Source organism: Desulfovibrio sp. ZJ200 (assembly GCF_011039095.1).
Taxonomy (GTDB): domain Bacteria; phylum Desulfobacterota; class Desulfovibrionia; order Desulfovibrionales; family Desulfovibrionaceae; genus Desulfovibrio.
The window spans coordinates 1-23703 of the sequence record NZ_JAAKEH010000004.1 but is presented as its reverse complement, the minus strand read 5'-3'; the positions used below and the strand labels follow the sequence as shown (position 1 = coordinate 23703).

Here is a 23703-nt window from a genome sequence, read left to right as displayed (position 1 = left end):
TACCTGAGGCCCGGCCGAAAACACGGCCCATGCCATGACCGCCAAGGACGCAGCGAGGTCATATGTACCAGATCATTCATGAAAGTTTATCACGCCAAAGCAAGGCGCTCGCGTTGCTGCATGATCTGCTGGAAGAAGAATATACGACGCTGCTCGCGCGGGATACGGACGGCGTGGTGGCTCTGGAATTTTCCGTGCAGGAGTTGATCCGCCAGCTGGCCGTGGAAAAATGCCTGGTGATCAGGCAGCTCAACGGCAGCAGGGTGCTGGACTATGCCGCTCTTTTGCCCGAAGAGCAGGCTTCGGCCCTGCGCTCCTGTTTTGCGGCCATTGACGAGAGCGAGCAGCGCGTTTCGCGCCAGGCCTCGCGCAATGCCCAGCTTTCCCTGGCCCTGCTGGATCAAAGCAGCCGCAACCTGCAGGCGCTGACCAGCCGCGCCATGCCACCCAAGGCCGAGACCTACGGCCGCAAAGGCGGCATGCGCTATCAGGCTCACCCCCAGGCCGCGCTCATTTCCGGGAGGCTCTAGGCCATGCTCAACGGCTTGTTCAATATCGGCCAATCCGCGCTGACGGCCAATCAGGCCTGGATCTCGGTGACCGGCAACAATCTTGCCAATGCGGACACCGAAGGCTATTCCCGCCGCTACGTTGATCAGCGCGACGCCGGCGGGATCATCGGCAGGCCGGGCGAAGAGGGCTTGGGCGTCAACGCCCAGCAGGTTCTGCGTTTTTTTGACGCCTTTCTGGAACGCGCCTACATCCGGCAGGCCACCAATTCCTCCCGCTGGAACGAGCACGACACGGTCATGGCCTCGCTGGAAAACATTTTCAACGAGGCCAACCGCGCGGGCGTCAGCTCCTCGCTGAATAAATTCTTCACGGCCTGGCAGGATCTGGCCCAGCGTCCGGAAGATGTCGCCTCCCGCGAGAGCCTGCTTGCCTATGCCGACAATCTGGTGGACATGATCAACAACACCAGAAAGGGCGTCCAGAGCATTCAGCAGGAGATGGATGTTTCCATCCAGAGCGCGACGAACCGCGTCAATGATCTGGCCAGGAGCATTGCGGACATCAACCGGCAGATCACCACCAGCACCGTGGACGGGGTGAGCAACCCCAACAGCTTGCTGGACAAGCGGGATCAGATGGTGCGCGAGCTTTCCTCGCTGGTGGATGTGGAAACCGTGGACAGAGGCAAGGGCGACTTTCGCGTGCAGCTTGCCACCGGCCAGCCTCTGGTGGACGGCCTGAGCGCCTATGAGCTGAGGGTCATGGGGCCGCAGGCCGAAAACCGGCTTTCCATCGGCTCGGGCTATACGGGCGCCGTGGAATTTCAGGGCTCGGACAGTCACGAGTACACCCTGGAGATCGTCAACGGCGGCAGTGTGGGCGACACGCCCCCGCCGCAGTACCGGGTCTCCCTTGACGGCGGCCGGACCTGGCTGCGCGACGAGGACGGCCAGGAGCTGCGCTACGACATCACCGACAATGACGGCGACGGCAATGTGGACCCGGTGCTGGTCAAGAATCTGAAGATTTCCTTCAGTTCGGGCGCTGATTTCAGCACCGGCGACAAGTTCGACATCGTGCCCAAACAGGGTCTGTACTGGATCGAGCCCTCGCGCGGCCCGGAAAACATCACCCCGCAGATCCGCTTTGACGGCACCGACAACACGGACCGCGTCACCGGCGGCAAGCTGGCGGCCTGTTTCAACCTGCGTGACGACAACTGCGGGCGCTACCTGGATGAGCTGGACGCCACGGCCTCCTCCCTGATCTGGGAGGTCAACCGCATCCACAGCCAGGGCGCGGGGCTCAGCAAGCTCACATATCTTCAGGGCCAGCAGCCGATCCAGGAGATTACCCAGCCCCTGGGCTCGGCGCAGGCCATTCTGCCGTTTTCGGACAGGTTGCAGGCAGGCAACGTCAACTTTCATTTTTATAACAAGACTACCGGCGAGTATGTCTCCTCGGGCATGCTTGACTTTGCTCCGGGCACGCCCGGCATTCAGAATTTCGATCCTTCCCGGCACAGCCTGGAGGACGTGCGCGACGCCATCAACTCCATGGTGGACGGAGACGGCAACCCTCTCGCGCCGCCGCCGCTCAACGCGAGCATTCAGACCGGGCAGTTGATCATCGAAGTCAATCCGGCGGCCAATCCCCCGGAGGGCATGACCTTCGTCATGGGCGCGGACAGTACGGGCCTGATGGCGGCCCTGGGCGTCAATACCTTTTTCAGCGGCGACAATTCCGGCAATATGGCCGTCAACAGCCAATTGCACACGGACACCAATCTGATCGCCTCCGGCCAGGTCAACGGCCAGCACCAGGTCAACGTGGGCGACCCGGTAACCGCCCAGGAAATCGGCAAGCTGGCAGACAAAAACGTAACAATTTCCACAGGCTGGAAGACAACCGGGAATCAGACCATCTCGGAGTATTACGCCAGGCTGGTCACCATCGTGGGCTCGGATCGCCGTCTGTCCAAAACCAACGCCGAGTACCACACCGCGCTTGCCGATGATCTGGCGGAGCGCACCGCCTCAGTGTCCGGCGTGAATATGGACGAGGAGATGTCCAATCTGATTAAATTTCAGCATTCCTACACGGCGGCGGCCAAGCTGATCACCACCGCCGATCAGATGCTGCAAACCCTGCTGGGGCTCAAGCAATAAGCGAGGCGCGCCATGTCTGTACGCATTACCCAACGCACCATGTACGGCAGCATGGTCGGTCAGATGCAGAAGAACCTTGCGGCCTACATGGAAAGCAATGAGCAGGGTTCCACGCAGAAAAAAATAAACCGGCCCTCGGACGATCCGGCCGGAACCTACCGCGTGCTCATGAGCCGCGACGAAATCAACGCCACCACGCAGTACCAGAGCAACGCGGACACGGCCACAGGCTGGCTGCAACTGGCCGACAGCATCCTCGGCAGCCGGGTCAGCGAGTTGTTTCAGGAGCTGGAGCAACTGGCCCAGCAGGCCAGCAACACCGAGATGACCGCCGAAAACCGCAAGCAGATCGGCTTTCGGGTCAAGGAGATCTTCGGCTCGTTGATCAACCTGGCCAATACCGAATTTGAAGGCAAGAGCATTTTTGCCGGGCATAAATATGACGTCAACGCCTTTGAGGAGGGCCTGGCCCTGACCACCTGGGATAAGGACTGGCAATCGGTGACGGACGCCAGCGGCGTGGAATGGAAGCCGCCGCAATACGTCATTGAAGGCGCGTCGGAAAGTTCCATGATGATCCAGTTTACCAGCGACGGCGAAGTGGGCGCGGACGCCCTCACCTACCGCTGGTCCAAGGACGGCGGCAAAACCTGGAACGACGCCGCGCTGGCTGCCGGGGACAGCACCCTGGTGGCGGATGGCGTGCGCGTGACCCTGCCGCCCAAATCCGTGAACAACGGCACGGCTCCGCCCACCGTCACCGGCTTGACGGTCAAGGCCGCGGCTACGGAACTGGGGCCGGGCGCGGAAAACGGCACTCTGCTGTATATCCGGCCCACGGCCGTCTATCAGGGCGACGACAAGGACCCGCCGCCGGAAATGACGATCATGGGCGGCCAGCCGGGCCTTGCGTCGCAGGCCAGCGGGGTCTTCAAAAAAAATATGCTGGTGCGCATGGACACGGCCACGGATCTGAACAGCGCGGGCAGGGACTTTACCTATTCCTACAGCTCGGATGGCGGGTCCACCTGGGTCACGGCCCAGGGGCAGACCACGGGCGGCGGCACGCTGCGCCTGCCCCTGCCCGGCGGCTACATGGATCTGGACGCCAACGGCGCTGCGGGCGGCGTCTCCACCGTGCCCGCGGGCGCGCAGATCCTGATCCATCCCTCCCGCGCGGAGTTGGATTTCGAGATCATGAAAGATACCTACATTCCCGCCAACAGCGTGGGCAAGGATATTTTCGGCGGCTATTACCAGGGCAGACCGGCCCTGAACAAGGACGGCGATTTAAGTTCCAACCTCTTTGAAGTGGTGGGCAACCTTGTGGCCTATTGCGAAAACAACAATGCCACGGGCTGCGGTCAGGTGCTGGCGGATCTGAAAAAAGCCCATGAGGTCATTCTGACCGAGGCGGATCGCATCGGCGGCCTGGAAAACCGCGTGGAAATGGCCAGGGACGTGCTCAGCTTTCAGAAGCTGGACCAGCAGGAGCGATTGAGTTATACGGAAGACATTGACCTGACTGAGCTTCTGACAAAGCTTACCCGACAGCAGCTGACCTACAGCACAGTGCTCAAGTCTTCATCCATGATTATGCAGTTAAGCCTTGCCAATTACATCTAACGGTGGCAGCCTATGCTGATATTGACCAGACGCCCTGGGGAAAGCCTGTATCTGGGCGAAAACATACGCATAACCATTCTCGGTATGCAGGGCAAACAGGTCAAGATCGGCCTGGAAGTGCCCGGGGATACCACTGTGTACCGCGAAGAGGTCTACAAGCGCGTCATTGAGGAAAACCGCCGCGCTCTGGAAACCAGTAACGAAGATCTTATGGTGGCTGCTGAACTATGGCACGAAACAAAGAAATAGAGATCGACACCCGCCTCGGTCGACGCCGCATCGACACTGAAAAAGTCGTCCGTTTCCCGCGCGGCCTGGCCGGTTTTGAGGAGGAGCAGGACTTCATCCTGCTCCAGATCCGGCCTGAGGCTCCGTTGCTGATTCTGCAGAGCGTGAACAAGCCGCAGGTTGGTCTGCTGGTGGCCGATCCCTATAGCTTTTTGCAGAGCTACCCGGTCATGATCGGCGATGCCGAGCAAAAGTTGCTGCGCATTGAGAACATGGAAGACGCGGCGATTCTGGTGACCGTCTCCATCCCGGCGGGCGAGCCGGAAAAAGCCGCGCTCAATCTGACCGGGCCCATCGTGATCAACCATAAGGCGCGCATCGGCCTGCAAGTGCCCCAGAGCGTGGAAGGGCCCGTGCAGATCAACATGCACTCGCTCACGCCCGTGGCGCCCGCGCCAGCGCACGCCGCAGCCGCCGCAACGGAAGACGCGCCCGCGGAAGAGAACGCGGAAAGCCGGCGGCTCCGGGATGCCGACATCGACTGACGGCCGGGCGCGCTGCAAGCTGTCGCCAGAGCGTTTGGCTCATTTCATGAGCAAAACGCTCTACTCCAGCCCCATGGCTTTGCTGATTTTCTTGGCCGCTTTTTTGACTTTTCCCAGGGGCGTCTGATTTTCGGCCTGCTCAAATTCGCGCAAGAGTTCCACTTGCCGATCCGAAAGGCGGGTAGGAGTAAGCACTTTGATTTCCACGAGCAAATCGCCCCGCTGCTTGCGACCGGGGTAGGGCAGGCCCTCGCCGGAAAGGCGCAGCAGCGTGCCGCTCTGGATGCCCTTGGGGATTTCCAGGGGCAGCGGGCCTTCAAGGCCCGGCGCCTCAATCCTGTGGCCCAGAGCGGCCTGCACGAAACTGATCTCATGGCTGTAGAGCAGATTCTGACCCTGGCGCTGCCAGCGTTTGTCCTGCTCCACGGTCAACACCACATAGAGATCCCCGGCAGGGCCGCCGTGCGCGCCGGGCTCGCCTTCGCCGCGCACTCTGAGGCGGGTGCCGGTGTCCACTCCGGCGGGAACGCGCACCACCAGCTCACGGGTCTCTGCCACAATGCCCTCGCCCTTGCATTTGGGGCAGGGCTTGGTGATCATCTGGCCGCTGCCCTGACAGACAGGGCAGGGCATGGCAATCTGAAAAAAGCCCTGGGAGCGGCGCACCTGGCCCGTGCCGTTGCAATGGCGGCAACTTTCGGCCTTGCTGCCCGGAGCTGCGCCGCTGCCCTTGCACTCCGAGCAGACCACATGCTTGGGCAGGGAGAGCGTGATTTCATCTCCCTTGGCCGCCTGGGCAAAGCTGATGGTCAGATTGTAGCGCAAATCAGCGCCCGCCATGGGCCTGGGCCCGCGCGAAGCCGAGGAAAAGCCGAAGAGATCCCCGAAAATATCACTGAAATGGGCAAAGATGTCGTCCGCGCTGTTAAAGCCCCCGGCGCCAGCCCCCTGCACGCCGGCGTGCCCGTACCGATCGTAGCGGGCGCGCTTTTCAGGATCGCGCAACACGTCGTAAGCCTCGGCGGCTTCCTTGAATTTCTGTTCCGATTCGGCGTCGCCGGGATTGTGGTCAGGATGGTATTTCATGGCCATCTGCCGGTAAGCCCGTTTGATCTCGGCCTCATCGGCGTTGCGGCTGACATTCAATACCTCGTAATAATCGCGCTGCATCATAATTTTCCCGGGTCTGTTGCGTGTGACAATCGGTCAGCCTCGGCGCGCGCGCCGCAAGCCCCCCATCCGTATGTGCTGTCCGCGTTGTGCAGAAAAACCCGCGTTGCGCTGAAGGCCGCAACGATCCCTTGAGCGTTTTGCTGATTTCATGAGCAAAACGCTCTAACGGCTCCGCCGTAAGGGCTGGAGCGAGGCGAGCAGGGTTGCGCCCGTTCGGGCGCAGCGAAGTACGGGCGCGGTGGCTGTAGCCCGCAAGGGCGTACAGATAGCGACAACAACGATGCAGCGCACTGCCCGCGCGAACGCAGAGCGCATTTTCACGAACACAAGGCCCTTGGCATGTCTGCCGGGCTCAGGCGGTCAGCTTCCGCAACCGCCCGGGCAGCGGCGCTGTATGGGACGGAAGCTGTTCTAGAGCATTTTGCTTTTGAAATTATTCAATTTCAAAAGCGGCGCTGCCATCATTTCCCCGCAAGCGGGACAAGCGCCTGAAAAGCGTGGTTTTCAGGCTCATTCGGCGCGGGCGTCCGCTCCCGCGGCCGCCAGAGCGGTTGCCGTTTTCAACAGCAAACCGCTCTACCCTTCGGTATCGGGCGCTTCCTGCCCCTCGGGCAGGGGATTGTACAGGCTCATGTCGTCCGGCAAGATTTTGCCGGCTGCGATTTCGCGCAGAGCGGTGACCACTTCCTTGTTGCGGGTCTCCACCAGGGGTTCATAGCCCTCGCGGTATTGGTGGACGCGCTTGATGGCCATTTGAACCAGCAAAAAACGGTTGTCCACGCGTTCCTGACAATCTTCCACAGTAATGCGGGCCATGCTGCCTCCTCTTTGCGCGGCCGTAAGGCCAGCACGGGAACGATTGAGAAATAATGCCGCCCGGCCGGATGTAAAGGGGCCGGGCGCGAATATGTCATGGAGTAAGGCTTTACCTGCCGAAACAAGATATGATATGGGTATGCGCCGAGTCTGTCAACAGCACGGTGCGCTTGCGTTGTCCGTCAAGGGCCGGAGGAACCATGCCCGCATTCAGCTTTGTGAACCCCGCCCATGACCCGGACGGCATGCATGCGCCCTGCGCCGCATTGTGTATGCCGCGCGCGGCGCGGGCGGGGTATGCCTGCCAGCGCACGCGGGCCAGGCAGCGCGCTTGCCCTGCGGAGCAAAGACCGTGAGCAGGGAAAAGCGTTCTTTTGCCCAGGAAGTCTGCGTCAAAAGCGCGGGCAAAGCCATGCAGAAAACCGGCATGCTCTGGCCCGGCTGCCGGGTGGGCGTGGCGGTCTCCGGCGGTGTGGACAGTTTCGTCCTGCTCAAGACGCTCAAAATACGCCAGGGCATTGTGCCGTTCCGTTTTGAGCTCATGGCCCTGCATCTGAACCCCGGCTTTGCGCCGCAAAACCATGCCGCGCTCCTGCCCTGGCTGGCGCAGGAGGGCATTGCCGCGCATCTGGAAGTGACGGATTACGGGCCACAGGCCCATTCGGAGCAAAACCTGCGCCGTTCGGCCTGCTTTCGCTGCGCCTGGCTGCGCCGCAAGCGGCTTTTCGAGCTTTGCGCGCGGTACGGCCTGAGCCATCTGGCCTTGGGCCACAATGCCGAGGATCTGGTGGAGACGTTTTTTCTGAATCTCTGCCGCAACGGCCGGGTGGAGGGCATGAGCATGAGCGAGCCCTTTTTCAACGGGGGCCTGCAAGTGATCCGGCCGCTGCTGCTGGTGGAAAAGAAGTATATCATCAAGGCCGCCCGGCAGTGGGAACTGCCAACATGGGCCAATGCCTGCCCTTCGGCCGGGCGCACCGCGCGCAGCAGCATGGCCCGCAATCTGGAACAGCTCTACGGCGTGAGCAAAGACGCCCGGCGCAGCATCCTGAACGGCCTGACCCGCTGGCAACTGCGCAAAAACAGCCCTGGCGCGGAAAATGCGGATTGACGCCGGGCAGCGTCGCGCTGTTTCGGCAAACGCGCCTGGGCCGATCCGGCCCCAGAGCGTTTCAAAACAATCTGCTCTAGAGCGTTTTGCTAATAAAATTAGCTAAACGCTCTGGCGGCCGCGGGAGCGGACGCCCGCGCCGAATGAGCGTCCAGACCGCGTTCTGGACGCGAAATGATGGCAGCGCCGCTTTTGAAATTGAATAATTTCAAAAGCAAAATGCTCTAGGATTGAAGGTATTTCACCAGGGTCTTTTCAAAAAAATCAATGATGCCGTCAGCCATTTTGGTAATCGCGCCGTTGTGCTGTTCCAGATAATACACGGCCGGATCGCCGGCCAGCATGAGCAGGCGGTCGCCGGGGCTGTAAAGATAGAATTCGCCGATGACCAGGGCTTCGGAGCCGGGCATGACGATGGGGCCGAACTCGGCGGCCTTGACGGACAGACCGGCCATGGAAAGGGCGGCGCAATGGCCGATCAATTCCCTGAGCTCCTTGGAAAAAGTGAATTCCAGCTTTTTTTCCAGGCCCGCGATTTCTTCCGGCCCAAGGCCCGGCGCGGCGTTCAGATCTTCAAAATCACCTGCGGCGGCGTAAAATGCAGGCAGCAGAGCCTGCAAAGCCTGCCGCCCGTCGGCAGCGGGAGCGGCGTGGGCTGTCTGCACAGGGCCGGGCGCGTTTTTCGGCATGGGCTTTTCCTCCTTGTGGGCGGTTCGTTGCCAGGGGCAGCCCTCATTAAAACACCGTCCGCGAAAAGCCGAATTTTTTCGGCCGGCAAGGCGCAAGGCCAACATTGGGCGAAGCTGTATTGAACATACCGCAAGGTCAATGTTGGCCTTGCAACGCCGCCGGACGGAAAAAGGCGGCTTTGCAGCAGGTGGAGTAATGAGGGCTGACCCTGGGCCGCGAAGCTCGCAGGCACTATACACGCCCGCGCGCTTCTTGTCAGCAGCAGGCGAGGGCCTTGCAGGGCGGATGCATCTTATGCGTCTGCCCTGTATACGTCAGCCCTGTATGCGGCGCAACGGCGCATTGACAGGGGAAGCGCCTGATCATATAATAGAAAATTCATGCTGCTCGGCAAATACCATATCGTCATCTTCAAGGAAGGACGCAGCGGCAGCCGCAATCTGCGGATGCGCGGCTGGTTCGGCTTTGCGGCCTGCGTGCTGATCCTGGCGCTGATCGCCTGCAATGTGTGGCTGGCGCGCGCCTGGCTGCAATCGCGCCCTCTGGCCGACGATCTCGCCAACGCGCAGCGCGTGCTTGAGGAACAGCGCCGCCAGCTGGCCAATCTCACAGGCAGGATCGCGGCTGTGAGCCAGGACTTGCAGCGCGTGCAGCGTTTTGATTCCAAGCTGCGGGTCATGATGAACATGGAAAAGGACCCTGCCGACGTGGGCGGCGGCATGGAGCGTTTGAGCGATTTTTCGCGCTCCTACCTGCCATTGCACCGGCAGGAGCTGGCTGCCCGCAAGATGCAGAATTTTCTGGCTTTGCTTTCCGAGTCCGTGCGTCTGGAGGAAGTCCGCCAGCAGGATCTTTTGCGCGCCCTGCGCGAAAACCGCGACGCTCTGGCCTCCATGCCGTCCATCTGGCCGGTGGTGGGTTTTGTGTCTTCCAGCTTCGGGGGTCGTTCCTCGCCGTTCGGCCGCGGCGGCCAGTTCCACAAGGGCCTGGACATCAGCAACCGCATGGGCACGCCGATCATGGCGCCTGCCCAGGGCACGGTGATTCTGGCCGGGCGTGACGGGGCCTACGGCAACAGTGTGGAAATCAACCACGGCGGCGGCATCATTACCAAGTACGGGCACATGCAGCGTTTTTCCGTGCAGAACGGCCAATGGGTCAAACGCGGCGAAGTCATCGGCTATATCGGCATGAGCGGTCGCACCACCGGGCCGCATCTGCACTATGAGGTGCGCCTGAACGGCGTGCCGGTCAATCCCATGCGTTATATTCTGGAATGACAAAGCAGGCCTTTTCTTCCGGCGGCTCTCCCGCGGCCATGCTGAAAAGCGTTGCGCGCCGCATTTTCTTTTTCTTCCTCCCAAGATTTCCGCATCCGGCATTAGTTGTTGCACTACGGGGATAGCCTGGTCTATACTGCCTCTGCAGTGTCTCTGGGCTGGAGCCATGCGCCCGCGGATCTAGAGCGTTTTGCTAATAAAATTAGCTAAACGCTCTGGCGGCCGCGGGAGCGGACGCCCGCGCCGAATGAGCGTCCAGACCGCGTTCTGGACGCGAAATGATGGCAGCGCCGCTTTTGAAATTGAATAATTTCAAAAGCAAAATGCTCTAGAGCAGATTACCTTTGACTTTTTCTGAAAGTCAAAGGTGGCATTCAGGCGAAAAACGCGGTTTTCGCCTGAATGTACGCCGTGTTGCGGCGGCTGCCGCTTTCGCGTCAGCAGAGCATTTTCAAAGAGAAAATGCTCTGGGGCGGCGCGTTCATCATTCAACAACGGGGAGTGCCCAAATGGCCAAGACAGGTAACGCATCCCTTATTCTCAAATTGCTGGCCGGGCTGATCATCGGCGCGCTGCTGGGTTTTGTGGCCAACGAGTCGGTCATGGACGTGGTGGTTTCCGCCCGGCATATTTTCGGTCAGATCATCTTCTTTCTGGTGCCTCTCGTGATTGTGGGCTTCATTACCCCGGCCATCGTGCGCCTGGGCCGCAACGCCAGCAAAATTCTGGTGACGGCCGTGTGCCTGGCCTACTTTTCCTCTGTGGGCGCCGCGCTTTTTTCCATGTTCTCGGGCTATCTGATCATACCGCATCTTTCCATCGCCACCCAGACGGAAAATTTGCGCAGCCTGCCGGAAATGGTCTTTCGTCTGGATATTCCGCCGCTGTTCAGCGTCATGAGCGCGTTGATCACCGCGCTTTTCTTCGGCCTGGGCATCGCCTGGACCAAGTCCGAAACCCTGAGCAGGATTTTCATGGAATTGGAGCGCGTGGTGACCTGGCTGGTGACCAGGGTGCTGATCCCCATTCTGCCCTTTTTCGTGGGCCTTTCCTTCATGGGCCTGGCCTATGAGGGCTCGCTGACCAGGCATCTGCCCATTTTCGTGAGCATGGTGCTGCTGGTGATCGTGGGTCACTTCATCTGGCTCGCGCTGCTCTACGGCATCGGCGGCGCGGTTTCCGGGCGCAATCCTTCCAGGATTTTCCGCTACTATGCGCCGGCCTATCTGACGGCAGTGGGCACCATGTCCAGCGCGGCCACCCTGCCCGTGGCCCTGGAGTGCGCGCGCCGCTCGCCCGTGCTCAGCAAGACGATGGTGGAATTCATGGTGCCGTTGGGCGCCACTGTGCATTTGTGCGGTTCCGTGCTCACGGAGACCTTTTTCTGCATGACCATCAGCCTGATGCTTTACGGCACGCTGCCTTCGCTGGGCACCATGCTGCTGTTCTGCGTCTTGCTCGGCATTTTCGCGGTGGGCGCGCCCGGCGTGCCCGGCGGCACAGTGGTGGCCTCGCTGGGCATTGTGACCGGCGTGCTGGGTTTCGACCAGACCGGCGTGGCTCTCTTAATCGCTATTTTCGCCCTTCAGGACAGCTTCGGCACGGCCTGCAACGTCACAGGCGACGGGGCCCTGACCCTGATGCTGGAGGGGCTTTTCAACCGCCACGGCGAGCTCGGGCCCCTGCAGAGCCCGCAGGACATGGAGAATGCATGAGTTGTTCACGGCAAGCCTTTCTTGATTTGCTGCATCAGGAAGTGGTGCCCGCCCTGGGCTGCACCGAGCCCATTGCCGTGGCCCTCGCGGCAGCCAGGGCGGCTGAAACCCTGGGGCGGCCGCCCGAGCGCCTGACTGTGGAGGTCAGCGCCAATCTGCTCAAGAACGGCATGGGCGTCATGGTGCCCGGCGCCGGCGAGACGGGCCTGGCTATTGCGGCCGCTGTGGGAGCATTGGGCGGCAAAAGCGGGCTCGGCCTGGAATGCCTGCGGGATCTGACCCCGGAGCAGGTGGCGCAGGCCAAAGGCATGGTCAGGGCCGGCAAGGTGGAACTCAAACTGCCGGATAATGATCTGCTGCTTTTCTGCACCGTGACGGCCGTCAGCGGCGCGGCCACGGCCACGGCCGAGCTGCGGGACAGTCATGCCAACATCACCCGGGTCTGGCGCGGGCAGGAGCTGATCTTTGAAAAGAACCGGGGCGCCGGGGCCGACGGCCAGGCCGCGGACGGGGCAGCCTGGCCCCTGACGCTGGCGGGCATCCATGCCTTTGCCACCACGGCGCCCCTGGAGGAAATATCCTTTATCCTGGAAGCCGCGCGCATGAACCGCCAGGTGGCCGAGGAAGGTCTCAAAACCCAGTACGGTCTGGCCGTGGGCAAGAGCATGGACGCCCGGATACGGCAGCAAATGCTCTCCGACGACATGCCCAGCTTTGCGATCAAGCTCACGGCCGCGGCCGCGGACGCGCGCATGGCCGGGGTGATGATGCCGGTGATGAGCAATTCCGGCAGCGGCAATCAGGGCATCACCTGCACCATGCCGGTGGTGGCCTGCGCCATCCGTCTGGAAAAGAGCGACGAGGAGCTGGCCAGGGCCCTGATCATGAGCCATTTGGTCTCCATTCACATCAAGCACCACCTGGGGCGGCTCTCGGCTCACTGCGGCGCAATGGTGGCGGCCACGGCCGCGGCCTGCGGCATTGCCCTGCTCCTGGGCGGCGGGCTCAGGGAAATGGAAATGACCGTGCGCAATATGGTGGGCAATATGGCGGGCATGATCTGCGACGGGGCCAAAAGTTCCTGCGCGCTGAAGGTGGCTTCAGCCGTGGGCGCGGGCATTCAGGCCGCCATGCTGGCCATGAGCGGTTCGGCCGTGCCCGGCAATGAAGGCATTGTGGATGAGGACATTGAAACCTGCATCGCCAATCTGGGGCGTTTGGGCTCCACGGGCATGCGCGAGACGGATAAGGTGATTTTGGATATCATGCTGCATAAAACCTAGAGCAGATTACCTTTGACTTTTTATGAAAGTCAAAGGTGGCATTCAGGCGAAAAACGCGGTTTTCGCCTGAATGTACGCCGCGTTGCGGCGGCTGCCGCTTTCGCGTCAGCAGAGCATTTTCAAAGTGAAAATGCTCCAGCGTCTTGCCCGCCGGAAAATGCGGCTTTTCGGGGCAGCGTTTGCCGCGGGCCGCTGCCGGGCGTCTCTGTGCTCAGGCCTGTGAACCGCGCGCCGGGCAGTCCTGGGAGAGGTAGATCAACTCCTCCACAATGGTCAGCAATTCCTCAACCAGGCCGCCGCCGTGCATGGCGTGGCCGAACAGGGCTTCGCGCTGGTTGCTGAGGCCGCGTTTGTCCACCGCGCCGGGCAGGCTGGGGGCCAGGGTTTCGGCCAAACGGCAGGCCAGCAGATAGCCTTCGGCTCCGGCCTGAAACAGGGGCATGAGCCTGGCAAAACGCGGGCGGGCCGTATCCCAGAAGTCCAGCGCGGCCTTGCCGGGCGCAAGGCTGACGGCCGTGCAGAGCGCGGCGTGCAGATTGTTGCAGGCCGCGCCCGGCAAGCCCGCGCGCCAGCCCCAGAGCCAGGGCGTGCGCTCGAAAAAAAGATTGTGATCCACAGCCAGATCCAGCAGGGCGCGGGTCATGCGCAACCCTTCCAGCAGGGGCGCGCCGCGGCTGTCGTCCGTCCAGGCCGCGCCCGGCTCATGCAGATTCCAGGCCGGGATCAGCTCCGCGCCCGGCTCAAGCCCGGTCAGGGCGCGCAGCAAATGGGCCAGCCAGGCGTTGGCGTCGCGGCTTTCGGGTGTTTCCAGATGGGAATAGCTCAGAACATAGCGGCCTTTGCCGAACGTCCCACTGATCACCAGCGGTTGATCCGTAAGAAAATCCGCGGACAGATTGACTCCGTACAAGGCCTGCCAGGCCTCGAAGACCTGTGCCGGAATGCCTTGCAGGGGCAAATCCGCAAGCCAGAAATCCGTGTCGGGCGCGGCGTACGCGGCCAGCACGCTGACGTCGTCACGCTCTTCCGGGGCAAAACGGCCCGGCCACCAGACCGGCAGGGAAAGGCCGTGAGCGCGGCTCGCATCCTGAAGAAAGGCGGGCAGCAGCCTGGCGTCGCCCTGGCAGTGCGCGCGCACCCGCACATGGCCGGAAATCAGATGATGCAGTCGCTCGGGATAGGCGGCGCGCGACCAGGGGCAGATATTCAGGCCGTCCCGCGCATCGCGCTGGCTGAGCGCAAGGCCCGCGCCCCCGCAAAAGCCCAGATAACTGCCGCCCCGGGCCAGATATGCGCGCACGGCCTCGCGCCCCGCTTTGCCAAGCGCCAGAGCCTTGAGGCGGGCGTTGCCCCCCGGAACCAGCAGAAGGGGCGTGGAGGCGCAGCCCGGGGAGCACGATCGCTCTGCCCGGCCCTGCTTGCCTAAAAGCGCGCCTTCAGCTATTTCTTTGCCCTTGACCAGGCGGCAGGCCAGGCCCAGGGCGCGCAACGCGCGCCAGGCCATGAGCCCCCAGATGTGGGACGCATCCCATAAAATACAGATCGGCCGCGCGTCGTGCATAGCGGCGCAGTATCGCCGCCTTTCACGGAGAAAGCAAGATGGCGGACACCCTCCCCAAAGGCTACGAGCCCCATGACGTGGAAGCCCGGTGGCGCAGGCACTGGGAAGAAAACAAGACTTTCACGCCCGACCCGGACGCGCCCGGCGAGCCCTATTCCATTGTCATCCCGCCGCCCAACGTCACCGGGGCCCTGCACATGGGCCACGCCCTGAACCTCACGCTGATCGACGTGCTCTGCCGCCATGCCCGGCAGAAGGGCAAGAACGTCCTTTGGGCGCCGGGCACGGATCACGCGGGCATTGCCACCCAGAATGTGGTGGAGCGCGCTCTGGCCAGGGAAGGCAAGACCCGCCAGGACGTGGGCCGCGAGGCCTTTGTGGAAAAGGTCTGGGCCTGGCGCGCGGAGTACGGGCACCGCATCCTGGATCAGATCGGCGCTCTCGGCGCGTCCGTGGACTGGACGCGGCTGCGCTTCACCATGGATGAAGGCCTCTCGGCCGCGGTGCGCAAGGTTTTTGTGCAGCTCTATGATCAAGGCCTGATCTACAAGGGCGACTATATCATCAACTGGTGCTCGCGCTGCCACACGGCTTTGGCTGACGACGAGGTGGAGCACGAGCAGACGCGCGGCAAGCTCTGGCGTGTGCGCTACCATCTTGCGGACGGCTCGGGCTCCCTTGTGGTGGCCACCACCAGGCCGGAAACCATCCCCGGCGACACGGCCGTGTGCGTGCATCCCGAGGATGAGCGCTACCGGCATCTGGTGGGAAAAACCGTGCGCGTGCCCGTGCTGGGCCGCGAAGTGCCGATTATCGCGGACAAGTATGTGGATCGGGAATTCGGCACCGGCGCGCTGAAGGTGACGCCCTGCCATGACCACAACGACTGGATGCTGGGCAGGAAACACAATCTGGAATTTGTGCAGGTCATTGACGAAAACGGCGTGATGACCGCGGCCGCCGGGCCCTATGCCGGGCTTTCCAAGCAGGAGTGCCGCGAGAGCATCACGGCTGACCTGGAGGCCGCCGGAGATCTGGCGGGCGTGGATGATCTGGAGCACGCCGTGGGGCACTGTTACCGCTGCCATACGGTGGTGGAGCCGCATGTTTCAACCCAATGGTTCGTGGCCGCTACCAGGCTGGCCCCGGCCGCGCGCGCGGCCGTGCCCGAGCTGACCCGGATTCTGCCGGAATCCTGGCTCAAGACGTATTATCATTGGCTGGACAATATCCGCGACTGGTGCATCAGCCGCCAGATCTGGTGGGGGCACCGCATTCCGGCCTGGACGTGCAAGGCGTGCGGCAGGCTGATCGTGGCTGAGGAAGCTCCGGCTGCCTGCCCGGCCTGCGGCTCGGCCGATCTGGCCCAGGACGAGGATGTGCTGGATACCTGGTTCTCCTCCGCGCTCTGGCCGTTCTCGATCCTGGGCTGGCCGGAACGGACCAGGGAGCTGGCCCGCTGGTATCCCACCGCGGTGCTGGTCACGGGCTTTGACATCCTCTTTTTCTGGGTGGCCCGGATGATGATGATGGGCCTGCATTTCATGAAGCAGGCGCCTTTCCGGGACGTCTATCTGCACGCCCTGGTGCGCGACGCCACGGGCCGCAAGATGTCCAAGTCCACGGGCAACGTCATTGATCCCCTGTCCATGATCGACAAATACGGCTGCGACGCCCTGCGCTTCACGCTCACGGCCTTTGCGGCCATGGGCCGGGACATCCGCCTCTCCGAAGATCGCATCGAGGGCTACCGCCATTTTGTGAACAAGCTCTGGAACGCCGCGCGCTTCGCCCTGATGAACCTGCCCAAAGAAGCTCCGCGGGCGGTGAATCTGGAAAGCGTGCAGGGCCTCCATCATCAGTGGATTCTGCACCGCCTGGAAATGATCAAGCTGGACATGGATCGGGCGCTTGCCGAATACCGCTTCAACGACGCGGCCCAGCTCGGCTACAAATTCCTCTGGAATGAGTTTTGCGACTGGTATCTGGAATTGATCAAGCCGGATATGGGGCCCGGCATGCAGGCCGATGAAAGCGCGGAGGGCGCGGCGCGCAAAGAGACGGCCCAGTATGTGCTCTGGCTTGTGCTGCGGGAGATTCTGGTTTTGCTGCATCCGATCATGCCCTTTGTGACCGCCGAAATCTGGCAGGCCCTGCCCGTGGCGGCCGGGGAAAAAGCCACGGATATCGCGCTGGAGCCCTACCCGCCCCTGCGGCCCGGCTGCGTGCGCGAGGCCGAAGCCTGCCGCATGGAGCTGATCCAGGGCGTGATTGTGGCCGTGCGCACCATCAAGGCCGAGCTGGGCATCAACCCCGGCCAGAAGGTGGGCTTGCTCCTGCATCCCGTGGATCAGGCCCAGGCCGCGCTGCTCGAAGCAAACCGGGGCCTGATGCTGACCCTGGCCCGCCTCGAATCTCTGACGCTGGGGGCCGACGTGCATGCGCCCAAAGCTTCGGCCTCGGCCGTGGTGCAGGGCTGCCAGGTCATTGTGCCCCTGCGCGGCGCCGTGGATCTGAACGGCGAGCTGGCGCGTCTGGACAAGGAACTGGCCAGGTTGGAAAAGGACGTGACAGGCGTGAACAAGAAATTGAGCAACGAGAGCTTTGTAAGCCGCGCCCCGGCCGAAGTGGTGGCCCGCGAAAGGGAACGCGCCACGCAGCTCCTGGACGCCAAAGCCAAGTTGCAGGCACTGCGGGCCCGCTTTGCGGAGGCCCTTGCCGAAGAATAAACGAGCAGTCAACGCGCCACGGGCCAGGGTCAGCTCTCATTAGAGCATTTTGCCCCGCAAGGGAGCCATTTTCCCCGCCGCAGTGAGCCGGAAAAAGCGGAGGCAGTATGCCGCGCGCAAACATGTCCTTTCTCGTCACTTGCCTGGTCTGCCTGTGCCTGATTTTTATGCCGCGCTCCCCTCTGGCGGTCGCGGGCGGCAGCGAGAGCCCGGCCGCGGTGGTGGCGTCCATGCGCCCGCTGCTGGATCTCCAGGCCCTGCGGCAGGGCCTGGATGAAATCGGGCTGCTCAAGGAAGCAGGCTTTGCGTATCAGATCGGGTTGACCGTGCCCAAAGACATCTGTCCCCAGCCCGGCGATTGGGATCAGACGGCGGTGCTCAGCGGCATGGTGGCATCGGATCGGACCTATGCGTTGTTTTTCGGCAAACCCGAGGAGGCCGCGCGGGAGAACAGGCTGCTGCGCAAACTGAATCCCGGCATACGCCTGCCCGGCCTGACTGCAACGGAGCGGGCCGTGCTGCGCAAGGCTCCGACAGGAGCGGCCGGGCGTGAAATCATTGTCCGGCGCACCGAGGCGCAGCTCACAGCCATGCTCAAGGCAGCGTCGGAAAGCGAAGCCCATCTGCGTCTTTTGGGCGCGCATTTGTACGGCCTGTTTCTGGAGCGCCTGTATACGACTTCGATCATGGTCCTGGCCGCGGCCGAGAGCGACACGCTTGAGCCCTTGTACAAGGTGCATGCGGGCCTTGTGGCGCGTCAGGGAAAAATCCTGGCCCTGCTGGGACGCAAAAATCTGCTCGGTGACAGCCGTTTTGCCGCCACCCGCCGTGAGGCTGTGGACAGGCTTTTGCGTCTGCTGACAAGCAACAAGGGGCGTCCGACCCTGGCCTGTATGGAGGAAATTCTGGGGATAGTGCGGGAAGAGCGGGCCTCGTTTCTCACGCCGTGCCCCTAGAGCATTTTCACTTTGAAATTGCTCTGGCGGCCGCGGGAGCGGACGCCCGCGCCGAATGAGCGTCCAGACCGCGCTCTGGACGCGAAATGATGGCAGCGCCGCTTTTGAAATTGAATAATTTCAAAAGCAAAATGCTCTAGGGTCAGCCCTCATTAAGCCCCCTGCTCACCCGGCAACGCCGCCGGGACGGCAGTGCCGAAAATCCGGCGGTGATCCGTGACGGTCTGCCCCGGACGATCAGGCATAGGGGAAAATGCTCTCATGCCGGAATCGCGCGCAAGAGCGCGGGAAAAGCGCCCGCGCCCTTGACAGAGTATGCCCCGGTGGGCTATGTCCAACCCTCTTGGAGTTTTGTCGGTTCAACTGTTGCGCATTATGGAGGAATATAATGCCCACGATCAACCAGCTTATCCGCATTGAGCGGAAGGCGTCGGTAAAGCGCAAAAAAACCCCGGCCCTGCAGGCCTGCCCGCAGCGCCGCGGCGTTTGCACCCGCGTGTATACCACCACGCCCAAAAAGCCCAACTCGGCCTTGCGCAAGGTGGCCCGCGTGCGCCTGACCAACGGCATCGAGGTGACGGCCTACATTCCCGGCGAAGGCCATAACCTGCAAGAGCACTCCGTGGTGATCATCCGCGGCGGCCGCGTCAAAGACCTTCCCGGCGTGCGTTATCACATTGTGCGCGGCACGCTGGATACCTCCGGCGTGGCTGATCGTCGCAAGAGCCGTTCCAAATACGGCGCCAAGCGGCCCAAGTAGACGCAGATTCGGCGGCGGAAATCGCGTCCGCCGTCCACGCGCGGCGGAAGCTTCGCGAAACGCGGCAAAGCGATGGCCGCGCGCGAGTTTCGTGCCGTTGCAACGCGGGAAAGATTGCCGCTTGAGCGGCATCGACACCGCAGGCCGCAGTTGCGGCGAATTGTTTTCCTTTGTCCGGCGTGCGCCATGTCCCGCACCGGAATAGACTGCCAAGGGGCCGCGTGTGGCGGCTGTTGCGGCATATCCGGGCGCGGGGCGGGGTTGGTGACGCCGCAATGCGTTTTGTAAAGGAGAAACCCCATGCCCCGTAAAGGTCCTGTTCCCAAGAGGGAAGTGCTGCCCGATCCGCTTTATTCCAGCCGCCTGGTCACCAAATTCGTGAACCGGCTGATGTACGACGGCAAAAAGGGCGCGGCCGAAAAAATTTTTTACAGCTCTCTGGAAACCCTGGCTGAAAAAACCGGCGAAGATCCCATGCGCGCTTTTGAAAAGGCCCTGGACAACGTCAAGCCGCATATGGAAGTCAAGGCCCGCCGCGTGGGCGGCGCCACCTATCAGGTGCCTATGGAAGTGCGCCCGGAACGCCAGGTCTCCCTGTCCATCCGCTGGCTGATCAATTATGCCCGTTCGCGCGGCGAAAAGGGCATGACGTCCAAACTTTCCGCCGAACTGCTGGATGCCTACAACGGTCGCGGCGGCGCGGTGAAGAAGCGCGAAGACACGCACCGCATGGCCGACGCCAACAAGGCCTTTGCCCACTATCGCTGGTAAGAGGCCGCCGGCCGCATCCGCCAACATCTTCCGACGCCGCGTCCGCAAGGAAGCGGCGTCGGTTGTATACCACCGCTTCCGCAGTATGGAGGAATACCGTGTCCCGCACCATTCCCGTAGACAAACAGCGCAATATCGGCATCATGGCCCATATTGACGCCGGCAAAACAACGACGACCGAGCGCATTCTTTTTTATACCGGCGTTTCGCACAAAATCGGCGAAACCCATGACGGCGAGTCCACCATGGACTGGATGGAGCAGGAGCAGGAGCGCGGCATCACCATCACCTCCGCCGCCACGACCTGCTTCTGGAAAGATTGCCGCATCAACATCATTGATACCCCCGGCCATGTGGACTTCACCATTGAGGTGGAGCGCTCCCTGCGCGTGCTGGACGGCGCGGTCTGCGTCTTTGACGCCGTGGCCGGCGTGGAGCCGCAATCCGAAACGGTCTGGCGGCAGGCCGACCGCTATCATGTGCCGCGCATCTGCTTTGTGAACAAAATGGATCGCATCGGAGCCGACTTCTTCCGTTGCGTGACAATGATCCACGATCGCCTGGGCACCAAGGCCGTGCCCCTGCAACTGCCCATCGGCGCGGAAGACAAGTTCGAGGGCGTGGTGGATCTGGTGCTCGGCAAGGCCATCCGTTTTGACAAGTCCACCAAGGGCGCGGAATTTGTGGTGGAAGATGTGCCCGCCGACATGCGGCAGCTTTTTGAGGAAAAGCATCATGAGATGCTGGAAGCCGTGGCCGAGGAGGATGAAGCCCTGCTCGAAAAATACCTGGGCGGCGAAAGCCTCACGGAAGAGGAAATCATCTCCTGCGTCCGCAAGGCCACCATTGCCCGCAACATCGTCCCGGTGCTCTGCGGCTCGGCCTTCCGCAACATGGGCGTGCAGCCCCTGCTGGACGCCGTGGTGGCCTATCTGCCCTCGCCTGTGGACATTCCGCCCATGACCGGCCATGTGCCCGACAAGGAGGATGCGCTCGTCGAATGCCATTGCGACGACAAGGAGCCTCTGGCCGGTCTGGTCTTCAAGCTCTTTTCCGATCCCTTCATCGGCCATTTGTCCTTTTTCCGGATCTATTCCGGCTATCTGGAGTCGGGCAGCGGCGTGTTCAACGCCAATACCGGCAGAAAGGAGCGCATCGGCCGCATTCTCAAGATGCACGCCAACAAGCGCGAGGATATCAAATGGGCGGGCGCGGGCGACATCGTGGCTCTGGTGGGCCTGAAAAACGCCTCCACCGGCGACACGCTCTGCGATGAAAAGCGCCCGGTGATCCTGGAATCCCTGAATATTCCGGAGCCGGTCATTGAAGTGGCCATCGAGCCCAAGACCAAGGCGGATCGCGACGCGCTCTCCGCGGCGCTGAACAAGCTGGCCAAAGAAGATCCCTCTTTCCGGGTCAAGGGCGACGAAGAAACCAATCAGACCCTGATCGCCGGCATGGGCGAGCTGCATCTGGAAATCATCGTGGATCGCCTGACCCGTGAGTTCAACGTCAACGCCAATGTGGGCAAGCCTCAGGTGGCCTACCGCGAGACCATTTCCAAGCCGTCCAAATCGGACATGAAGCACGCCAAGCAGTCCGGCGGGCGCGGCCAGTACGGCCACTGCGTCATTGAGGTGGAGCCCAATCCCGGCAAGGGCTATGAATTCATCAACTCGATCACCGGCGGCGTGATCCCCAAGGAATATATTCCGGCCATTGACAAGGGCATCAAGGACGCCATGAAGTCCGGCGTGCTGGCCGGTTTCCCCTGCGTGGATCTCAAGGTCAATCTGGTCTTCGGCTCCTATCACGAAGTGGACTCCTCCGAACAGGCTTTTTATGTGGCCGGTTCCATGGCCATCAAGGACGCCATGCTCAAGGCCGCTCCCGTGCTGCTGGAGCCGATTATGGATGTGGAAGTGGTCACGCCCGAGGAATACCTGGGCGACGTGATGGGCGATCTCAACGGTCGCCGCGGCCGCGTGCAGAGCATGGAAGCCCGCGCCGGCGGCGCGCAGAGCGTGCGTGCCCAGGTGCCCCTGGCCGCCATGTTCGGCTATGCCACGGATCTGCGCTCGCGCACCCAGGGCCGGGCCACGTTCACCATGCAGTTTGACCATTACGAACGCGTGCCCGCGGCTTTGGCGGAAGAAATCCAGAAAGCCAAGTCGTAACTGCGGGCCTTTTTGCCGCAGGCCGCGTCAAACGGGGTTTAGCTGCTTTCATGAGCAAAACGCTCTACTCGCGGGAATTTTGCAGATAGTGCGAAATTCCCGCGATTTGCATACGCCCTGATCCATTAGAGCATTTTCTCTTTGAAAATGCTCTGCTGACGCGAAAGCGGCAGTCGCCGCAACGCGGCGTACATTCAGGCGAAAACCGCGTTTTTCGCCTGAATGCCACCTTTGACTTTCATAAAAAGTCAAAGGTAATCTGCTCTAGGACCATTGCGCGTGGCCGGGCAGGATACAGGCGCGTAGAGCATCAGAGTATCGCCTGAGTGAGGTTGCAAAATGATCAACGATCTTCCCAAAGGGTTCAGGGCCGGAGCCGCGGCAGCCAGTTTCAAGAAGCCGGGCCGCGACGATTTGGGGCTGATTGTATCCGACCGGCCTTGCGTGCTGGCCGGCATGTTTACCCAAAATGTCTTCAAGGCCGCGCCCGTGCTGGTCTGCCAGGAAATTCTGGCCCGATACGGCACGGCCCGCGCGGTGCTGGCCAATTCCGGCCAGGCCAACGCCTGCACCGGCGAACAGGGCCTTGCCGACTGCCGCGCCACGCAGGCAATGGCGGCCGAGGCCATCGGGCTTGCCCCGCATGAGATATTGCCCCTCTCCACGGGCGTGGTGGGCGCGCCGCTCAAAATGGATCTCTGGCGCGCGGCCGTCCCTGCTCTGGCGCAAAGCCTGGGCAGCCGCGACGCCGAGGGTTTTACCCGCGCCTTCATGACCACGGACGCTTTTCCCAAGTTTGCCGCGCGCGAGCTGGCGCTTTCCGGGGGCACGGTGCGGCTGACGGTCATGGCCAAGGGCGCGGGCATGATCTGCCCGAACATGGCTACCATGCTCTGCGTGGCCCTCACGGATGCGAGCGTTGCGCGTGACCCCTGGCAGGCCATGTTCGGCCGGGCCGTGGAAAAAACCTTCAATCGGGTCAGTGTGGACGGCGACACCTCGACCAACGACACCATTCTGGGCCTGGCCAATGGCGCGTCCGGCGTTGCCGCCCGCAACACGGCTGATCTGACCCTCCTGGAAGAGGCGCTCACCGCCATTCTGGGCACGGTTGCGCATATGCTGGTCATGGATGGCGAAGGGGCGAAGAAGGTGATCCATATCAGCGTGACCGGCGCGGCGGACGACGCGGACGCCGCGCGCGTGGCGCGCAGCGTGGGGCATTCCCAGCTGGTCAAGACGGCCATCTACGGCGGGGACGCCAACTGGGGGCGTATCGTCACGGCCGTGGGCTACAGCGGCGCGCGCTTCGACCCGGCCCAGGTGGGCTTGCGGCTCTGCGGGGTGGAGCGCTTTTGCAAGGGCCGGCCCGTGAATGACGATCAGGAGGAAAAGCTGGCCGAACTGCTCAAGGCCAGGGATGTGACGGTGGACATCAGCCTGGGCGACGGGCCGGGCGCGTATGCTTTGCAGGCCTCGGATCTGGGGCATGAATACGTCACGCTGAATTCGGATTACAGATCCTGAGGCAGAATACCGGGAAAAAGTGTTGTCAACAGGATATGCTTTTTCCCGCAGGCTCACCTTGCCCATGACCTTCC

Annotated in this window: 20 protein-coding genes; 15 read left to right on the top strand and 5 right to left on the bottom strand. The window is 62.2% G+C overall.

Annotation, left to right across the window (positions count from 1 at the left end; genetic code table 11):
- Nucleotides 1-62 precede the first annotated feature (62 nt).
- From G7Y52_RS02045 to fliW, 5 genes are read left to right on the top strand one after another with little or no spacing between them, the layout of a single operon-like run.
- Complete coding sequence (locus G7Y52_RS02045; RefSeq protein WP_165065294.1) at nt 63-530, top strand: flagellar protein FlgN; 468 nt, start codon at nt 63-65, stop codon at nt 528-530.
- A gap of 3 nt (nt 531-533) precedes the next feature.
- Entirely contained in the window at nt 534-2681 is a 2148-nt protein-coding gene (gene flgK / locus G7Y52_RS02040) for a flagellar hook-associated protein FlgK (protein ID WP_165065291.1), read from the top strand.
- A gap of 12 nt (nt 2682-2693) precedes the next feature.
- Entirely contained in the window at nt 2694-4307 is a 1614-nt protein-coding gene (flgL, locus tag G7Y52_RS02035) for a flagellar hook-associated protein FlgL (protein ID WP_165065288.1), read from the top strand.
- A 12-nt stretch (nt 4308-4319) separates the two neighbouring features.
- Nucleotides 4320-4556: a carbon storage regulator CsrA gene (gene csrA, locus G7Y52_RS02030; protein ID WP_165065285.1), complete on the top strand. Its 237-nt coding sequence runs from the start codon at nt 4320-4322 to the stop codon at nt 4554-4556.
- A complete protein-coding gene (gene fliW, locus G7Y52_RS02025) occupies nt 4535-5080 on the top strand; it encodes a flagellar assembly protein FliW (protein ID WP_165065282.1) in 546 nt (181 codons plus the stop codon). The genes csrA and fliW overlap by 22 nt, the downstream gene beginning before the upstream one ends.
- Before the next feature lie 60 nt (nt 5081-5140).
- On the opposite strand, the gene dnaJ is transcribed toward fliW, so the two are convergent.
- Nucleotides 5141-6253 carry a molecular chaperone DnaJ gene (gene dnaJ / locus G7Y52_RS02020; RefSeq protein ID WP_165065279.1) on the bottom strand — a complete coding sequence of 371 codons (1113 nt, stop codon included), beginning with the start codon at nt 6251-6253 and terminating at the stop codon, nt 5141-5143.
- A 576-nt stretch (nt 6254-6829) separates the two neighbouring features.
- Complete coding sequence (gene rpoZ, locus G7Y52_RS02015; protein ID WP_165065276.1) at nt 6830-7069, bottom strand: DNA-directed RNA polymerase subunit omega; 240 nt, start codon at nt 7067-7069, stop codon at nt 6830-6832.
- A 352-nt stretch (nt 7070-7421) separates the two neighbouring features.
- Here rpoZ and G7Y52_RS02010 point away from each other — a divergent pair, with 352 nt between their 5' ends.
- Nucleotides 7422-8180 carry a tRNA 2-thiocytidine biosynthesis TtcA family protein gene (locus tag G7Y52_RS02010; RefSeq protein WP_165065272.1) on the top strand — a complete coding sequence of 253 codons (759 nt, stop codon included), beginning with the start codon at nt 7422-7424 and terminating at the stop codon, nt 8178-8180.
- Between the two features lie 224 nt (nt 8181-8404).
- Here G7Y52_RS02010 and G7Y52_RS02005 read toward each other — a convergent pair whose 3' ends face one another.
- Nucleotides 8405-8869: an SMI1/KNR4 family protein gene (locus tag G7Y52_RS02005; protein ID WP_165065269.1), complete on the bottom strand. Its 465-nt coding sequence runs from the start codon at nt 8867-8869 to the stop codon at nt 8405-8407.
- A gap of 381 nt (nt 8870-9250) precedes the next feature.
- Between G7Y52_RS02005 and G7Y52_RS02000 the strand changes: the two genes are divergently transcribed.
- Nucleotides 9251-10150: a M23 family metallopeptidase gene (locus G7Y52_RS02000; protein ID WP_165065266.1), complete on the top strand. Its 900-nt coding sequence runs from the start codon at nt 9251-9253 to the stop codon at nt 10148-10150.
- A gap of 312 nt (nt 10151-10462) precedes the next feature.
- Here the strand turns inward: G7Y52_RS02000 and G7Y52_RS01995 are convergent, their stop codons facing one another.
- On the bottom strand, nt 10463-10642 hold the full coding sequence (locus G7Y52_RS01995) for a hypothetical protein (RefSeq protein WP_206215169.1): 180 nt from the start codon (nt 10640-10642) through the stop codon (nt 10463-10465).
- A gap of 17 nt (nt 10643-10659) precedes the next feature.
- On the opposite strand from G7Y52_RS01995, the gene G7Y52_RS01990 reads away from it, so the two are divergent.
- The gene (locus tag G7Y52_RS01990; protein WP_165065261.1) at nt 10660-11865 is read left to right on the top strand and encodes a dicarboxylate/amino acid:cation symporter; all 1206 of its coding nucleotides are present in this window, start codon (nt 10660-10662) and stop codon (nt 11863-11865) included.
- Entirely contained in the window at nt 11862-13148 is a 1287-nt protein-coding gene (locus G7Y52_RS01985; protein ID WP_165065258.1) for an L-serine ammonia-lyase, iron-sulfur-dependent, subunit alpha, read from the top strand. The genes G7Y52_RS01990 and G7Y52_RS01985 overlap by 4 nt, the downstream gene beginning before the upstream one ends.
- A gap of 211 nt (nt 13149-13359) precedes the next feature.
- Here the strand turns inward: G7Y52_RS01985 and G7Y52_RS01980 are convergent, their stop codons facing one another.
- The gene (locus tag G7Y52_RS01980) at nt 13360-14709 is read right to left on the bottom strand and encodes a BPL-N domain-containing protein (RefSeq protein WP_165065255.1); all 1350 of its coding nucleotides are present in this window, start codon (nt 14707-14709) and stop codon (nt 13360-13362) included.
- A gap of 38 nt (nt 14710-14747) precedes the next feature.
- Between G7Y52_RS01980 and G7Y52_RS01975 the strand changes: the two genes are divergently transcribed.
- The 6 genes from G7Y52_RS01975 to argJ all read left to right on the top strand — a co-directional run bounded on the left by G7Y52_RS01975 (nt 14748) and on the right by argJ (nt 23629).
- Nucleotides 14748-17438 carry a valine--tRNA ligase gene (locus G7Y52_RS01975; RefSeq protein WP_165065252.1) on the top strand — a complete coding sequence of 897 codons (2691 nt, stop codon included), beginning with the start codon at nt 14748-14750 and terminating at the stop codon, nt 17436-17438.
- Nucleotides 17439-17545: 107 nt separating this feature from the next.
- On the top strand, nt 17546-18394 hold the full coding sequence (locus G7Y52_RS01970; protein ID WP_241159560.1) for a hypothetical protein: 849 nt from the start codon (nt 17546-17548) through the stop codon (nt 18392-18394).
- 388 nt (nt 18395-18782) lie between these two features.
- Entirely contained in the window at nt 18783-19154 is a 372-nt protein-coding gene (gene rpsL, locus G7Y52_RS01965) for a 30S ribosomal protein S12 (protein ID WP_165065249.1), read from the top strand.
- A gap of 300 nt (nt 19155-19454) precedes the next feature.
- Nucleotides 19455-19925: a 30S ribosomal protein S7 gene (rpsG, locus tag G7Y52_RS01960; protein ID WP_165065246.1), complete on the top strand. Its 471-nt coding sequence runs from the start codon at nt 19455-19457 to the stop codon at nt 19923-19925.
- A 98-nt stretch (nt 19926-20023) separates the two neighbouring features.
- The gene (gene fusA, locus G7Y52_RS01955) at nt 20024-22102 is read left to right on the top strand and encodes an elongation factor G (RefSeq protein WP_165065243.1); all 2079 of its coding nucleotides are present in this window, start codon (nt 20024-20026) and stop codon (nt 22100-22102) included.
- Between the two features lie 342 nt (nt 22103-22444).
- On the top strand, nt 22445-23629 hold the full coding sequence (argJ, locus tag G7Y52_RS01950; protein WP_206215172.1) for a bifunctional glutamate N-acetyltransferase/amino-acid acetyltransferase ArgJ: 1185 nt from the start codon (nt 22445-22447) through the stop codon (nt 23627-23629).
- Nucleotides 23630-23703: the final 74 nt, after the last annotated feature.